General features: G+C 67.2%; 4 protein-coding genes and 2 pseudogenes. 5 read left to right on the forward strand and 1 reads right to left on the reverse strand.

The genetic code is table 11. The features are described 5' to 3' along the window. Positions 1-74: pseudogene (locus CH341_RS36530) on the reverse strand (hypothetical protein); the annotation flags it as partial. Between the two features lie 32 nt (positions 75-106). Here CH341_RS36530 and CH341_RS27880 point away from each other — a divergent pair. From CH341_RS27880 to CH341_RS27900, 5 genes and pseudogenes are all read left to right on the forward strand, one after another. Then, a pseudogene (locus CH341_RS27880) lies at positions 107-1,255 on the forward strand (ABC transporter substrate-binding protein); the annotation flags it as partial. Between the two features lie 211 nt (positions 1,256-1,466). Next, positions 1,467-2,264, forward strand: a complete 798-nt coding sequence (locus CH341_RS27885) for an ABC transporter ATP-binding protein (protein WP_111422275.1) — start codon at positions 1,467-1,469, stop codon at positions 2,262-2,264. Then, positions 2,261-2,950 (forward strand): ABC transporter ATP-binding protein, encoded by a 690-nt coding sequence (locus CH341_RS27890; protein WP_111422278.1) that lies wholly within the window; start codon positions 2,261-2,263, stop codon positions 2,948-2,950. The genes CH341_RS27885 and CH341_RS27890 overlap by 4 nt, the downstream gene beginning before the upstream one ends. A 61-nt stretch (positions 2,951-3,011) precedes the next feature. After that, entirely contained in the window at positions 3,012-4,001 is a 990-nt protein-coding gene (locus tag CH341_RS27895) for a branched-chain amino acid ABC transporter permease (RefSeq protein WP_111422280.1), read from the forward strand. Then, positions 3,998-4,870, forward strand: a complete 873-nt coding sequence (locus CH341_RS27900; protein WP_111422283.1) for a branched-chain amino acid ABC transporter permease — start codon at positions 3,998-4,000, stop codon at positions 4,868-4,870. Before CH341_RS27895 ends, CH341_RS27900 begins: the two co-directional genes overlap by 4 nt. Positions 4,871-5,062 lie beyond the last annotated feature (192 nt).

Raw genomic sequence — 5,062 nt, forward strand, 5'->3', positions numbered from 1 at the left:
GCGGCGTCCCGCACCCGCGCCACCTCGGCGTTGAAGGCGTAGAGCGCGAACAGATGCGGCCGCAACGGCGCCGGCGCAAACCTCCGGCCCGAGCAAGGTCAAGGTCGGCGTCCTGCTGCCGCTGACCGGCCCGTTCGCCGCCGTCGCCGAGACCCAGAAGCAGGGCGCGCTCCTCGCCGTCGACGTGATCAACAAGAAGGGCGGCCTGGACATGCCGTGGGGCAAGGTCCAGATCGAGGGCATGGTCGATGACGACGAGGCCAAGCTCGACGTCGGCGTCCGCCGCTATCGCTACATGGTGTCGGAAGGCGTGAAGGGCGTCGGCGGCCAGACCTGGGCGCCGCTCGCCTACGCCATCAACGCCATCGTGTCGCGCGATCCGATGCCGTACTTCCCGGTCTGCGTCCAGGCCAAGGAGGCGTTCCAGAAGGGCAAGATCGCGCCGTCGACCTTCGCGGCCGCCTACAGCCCGTGGACGGTCGGCTACATGGCCGGAACCCAGGCCGTGAAGACGCTCGGCAAGAAGAAGATCTTCTTCCTGGCGCGCTCCGACTCGTGGGGCTGGGACATCCGTGACGGCGTCTACGCCGCCGCCAAGGAGAACGGCGCCGAGATCGTCGGCTACGACGAGGCCTCGCTCGGCACCAGCGATTTCACCACCATTCTGCAGAAGGTGCGGGCCGCGAAGCCTGACGTCTTCATCGCGGCGCAGTTCGCCGCCGATTCGGTGGCGCTCCTCAAGCAGGTCCAGCAGATGGGCCTGAACAAGGAGATGACCATCTTCAACGCGTTCATCACCAACGTGGTGGCCAAGGGCCTGCCGCCGGAGGCGCTGGCCGGCGTCTACGCCATGCACTACTTCTACTACGACCTCGCCGGCTTCGAGGACCAGGCCGTGGCCCAGCAGGCGGCCGAGTTCACCAAGCTGTTCCGCGACAAGTACGGCTATCCGCCGGACGCCTACGCGGCCATCGCCTACATCGCCTACATGGAGATGTTCCGCGGCTTCGAGCAGTCGAAGTCGTTCGACGCGACCAAGGTGTCGGCCGCGCTGATGACCAACGGCGGCAAGTTCGACTCCGTCAAGGGGCCGGCGACCTGGCGCGAGGACCATCAGGCGGCGTTCAAGTACGGCGCCTTCCTGGTCAAGGGCAAGGGCCCGGGCGAGCAGAAGAACGAGTGGGACCTGTTCGCGGTCCAGGGCTCGATGGGCGGCGACGCGATCCTGCCGCCGCTGAAGTCGCTCGGCTACTGACCACCGGCCGCCGGGCGCCGCCGTCGCCGGCGCCCGGCTCCTGCGATCCCGATCCTGCGGCGCCGCTGCTCTCGGGCGTCGAAGCTCTCGCCGCGCCCGCTCGCGGCACCGACACTGCGCGGAGGCCGGCCGCCTCGCCGGCTTCCATTCCCCACTCGCTCCGGCCTGCGGGCGGCCTCGCCGCCGGGGGTGATCAGAAACGAGGGACAACGTGAGTACCGACCCGCGCGCCGAGATCATCAGGGCGGAAGGCGTCACCAAGCGCTTCAAGGGCCTCGTCGCCGTCGACCATGTGGACTTCGTGCTGCGCGAGTTCGACGTCGCCGGCATCATCGGCTCGAACGGCGCCGGCAAGACCACCTTCTTCAACCTGCTGACCGGCTACTACCCGCCCGACGAGGGCCGGATCGTCTTCAAGGGCCAGGACGTCACCCGGATGCCGCCGGAGAAGCGCGTCGATCTCGGGATGATGCGGACGTTCCAGCTCACCGCGACCTTCGACAGTCTGACAGTCGTCGACAATCTGGTTCTGTCCTATTACCGCGCCTACGAGAAGCCGTCGCTGCTGGCGCTGTTCTTCAACACCTGCAAGAGCCGGCGCAACGCGCCGAAGATCCTCGAGATCCTCGAGACCTTCAATCTCGGCGACATCCGCAACCGGGTGGTCAAGAATCTGAGCCTCGGCGAGAAGCGCCGGCTGGAGATCGCGATGTCGATCCTGGCCGATCCCTCGCTGCTGCTGCTCGACGAGCCGCTCGCCGGCCTCGCCGAATCCGAGATCAAGATGCTGCTCGACGTGCTCAAGGCGCGGGTCGGGCGCCAGACCATCCTGATCGTCGAGCACAAGCTCTCCCACGTGCAGGACTTCCTGCAGCGGCTCACCGTCATGCACGAGGGCCGGGTGATCGCCGAGGGGCCCTGCGAGGAGTGCCTCCGCCACCCCGAGGTGCGGCGGAGCTACTGGCAGATCGCCACCGAGGCCGGCGAAGGCGAGGCCGTCGCGTCATGAGCAACCAGATTCTCCAGGTCCAGAGCCTCGACGCCTCCTACGGCGAATCCAAGGTCCTGTTCGACGTCTCGATCGCCGTGCAGGAGCGGCAGGTGGTCGGCTGCGTCGGCCGCAACGGCGCCGGCAAGTCGACGCTGCTCAAGAGCATCGCCGGCTTCCTGCAGCCGCGCGCCGGCACCATCACGTCGGAGGGCGTCGACCTGGTCGGCCGCACCGCCTTCGCGATCGCCGGCATGGGCATCAAATACGTGCCGCAGGACAAGAAGGTGTTCTCGGATCTCACCGTCCGCGAGAACCTCGAGCTCGGCTCCTACGCGTCCGGCGACTACAACTGGGATCCGGTGCTGGTCTTCTTTCCCAAGCTCAAGGTCCTGATGGACCGCAAGGCCGGCTGGCTGTCCGGCGGCGAGCGGCAGATGCTGATGATCGGCCGCGCCATCCTGGGCAGGCCGAAGCTGCTGCTGATCGACGAGCCGACCGAGGGGCTCGCGCCGTCGATCGTGTCGCATCTCAAGGACGTGTTCCGCGAGCTGCGCAAGAGCGCCGCGCTGGTCATCGTCGAGCAGAACCTGCCGATGATCTGCGCGATCGCCGACAAGATCTACGCGCTCAACGAGGGCCGGCTGATGGCCGAGCTCACCGAGCGCGAGCAGATCACGCCCGAGGTCTGCGAGCCGTATCTCTGATCCAGGACGACCGCGGACCGTTCGGTCCGCGGCACCATACGATCGAACGAGGTATCCCACGATGAACGTCCTGAGATGGTGGTCGGGGCTGCTGGTGGCCTTCGGGCTGCTGATCGTGCTCCGCGTCCTGCTGCCGCTGCCCTTCAACAACGAGATCATCGTCTTCGCGATCTACGTGATCGGCTGCAACTTCCTGCTCGGCCGCGTCGGCTTCATCTCGTTCGGCCAGCCGGCCTATCTGGCAGTCGGCGCCTACGGCACGGCGTTCTATCTCTATTATTTCGGCACCAACCCGTATGTCGGGATCGTGTGCGGCATCCTGGCGGGCCTGGTGGTGTCGGCGCTGGTCGGGCCGCTGTTCGTCCGATTGCGCTCGGACTATTTCGCACTGGTCAACCTGGCGCTCGCCGTCATCGTCTTCTTCATGATGCAGAAGGTGCTGGCCAGCATCACGTTCGGCGACAACGGGCTGGAGCTGCTCACCCGGATGGACGTCGCGCCGATTCTCGACATCACCCGGCCCGAGCAGTTCTGGGTCTTCGCCTTCCTGTCGGCCTTCGGTGTCTGGGCGCTCTACAAGTATCTCGACGACTCGGTGTTCGGGGCCTGCTGCCTCGCCGCCAAGGCCAACGAGGACAAGCTGCGCTTCCTCGGCTACAGCAATTACGGCGTGCGGCTGATGGCCTTCATCGTCGCCAACACCACGTCGGCCTTCGCGGGCGCGCTCTACGCCATCAACCAGGGGCTGGTCAGCCCCGAGATGTCGAGCCCGGCGCGCGCCGCCGATCCGGTGGTCGTCACCATCCTGGGCGGCGTCGGCACGCTCTACGGCCCGCTGGTCGGCTCCATCGCCTTCGTCGGCATGAAGGACCTGATCAGCAAATGGGTCGGCAACTGGGAGCTGATCGTCGGCTTCCTCCTGGTGTTCGTGATGCTGGCCGGCGAGCGCGGCATCTGGGGCTCGCTGGAGCCGCTGCTGCGCCGCTGGATCCTGCGTGAACGCCAGGCCGAGAAGCCGGCGGCCGCCGAGACGGGAGTGAACGTCCGATGATCGATCCCCACCTGCTCCTCTCCGGCGTCATCTTCGGCCTCAGCATGGGGAGCATCTTCTTCCTCATGACCATCGGCCTGTCGCTGTGCTTCGGCCTGATGCGCATCATCAGCCTGGACCAGCTCCTCTACTACTCGATCGGCGCCTATCTCACCTATTCGGTGAGCCTGGCGATCGGCAACGTCTGGCTCGGCGCGCTGGTCGGCGTGGCGGTCGCCGGGATCACGGCCCTGCTGGTCGAGCGCTTCGTGTTCCTGCGCATCTATGCCCGCGACATCACGTTCAGCATGATCACGTCGTTCGGCCTGCTGATCGGCGGCATCGGCGTCATCAAGGCGGTGTGGGGCCTGGTGCCGCGGCCCGTGCCGGTGCCGATCGAGGCGCAGTGGAACATCCTCGGCACCGAGGTCCCGGTCTACCGGATCACGGTCGTGCTGGTGGCGCTGCTGGTCTATGCCGGCATCTGGCTGTTCCTCAACAAGACCATCATCGGCAAGGCGATCCGGGCCGGCATCGAGGACGTCGAGCATGTCGAGGGGCTCGGCATCAACGTCTACCGGCTGTTCACGCTGACCTTCGTGATCGCCGGCGGCCTGTCCGGGCTGGCCGGCGGGCTGCACGCCCCGCTCATCATGGTGTCGCCCGACATGGGGCTCGAGGTGCTGGCCTTCGCCTTCATGGTGGTGATCATCGGCGGCCTCGGCAGCATCAAGGGCACGTTCATCTCGGCCTTCCTGGTCGGCCAGGTGGTGTCGATCGGCTCGCTGGTCTACGCGCCGCTCGCCCAGATGGCCCCGTTCGCCATCATGCTGCTGATCCTGCTGATCAAGCCCACCGGCCTCTACGGCAGCGCCATGCTGAAGCGCTGACCGGGCCGTCAGGACGAGGCGGCGAGCGGTCGGTGCAAGACCGGCCCGCCACCCCCGACCCCTCCCCGCCACTCGCTTCGCGAGCGGGGGGAGGGGAAAAGGCCGCTCCGTGAACGGCCCATCGCGTGCCGTTCAGGATCCGGCCGAGTCGAGGCGCCTCCGCTCCCCTCCCCCCGCGCCCGCAGGGCGTGG

Origin of the sequence: Rhodoplanes roseus (assembly GCF_003258865.1) — a bacterium.
GTDB lineage: Bacteria > Pseudomonadota > Alphaproteobacteria > Rhizobiales > Xanthobacteraceae > Rhodoplanes > Rhodoplanes roseus.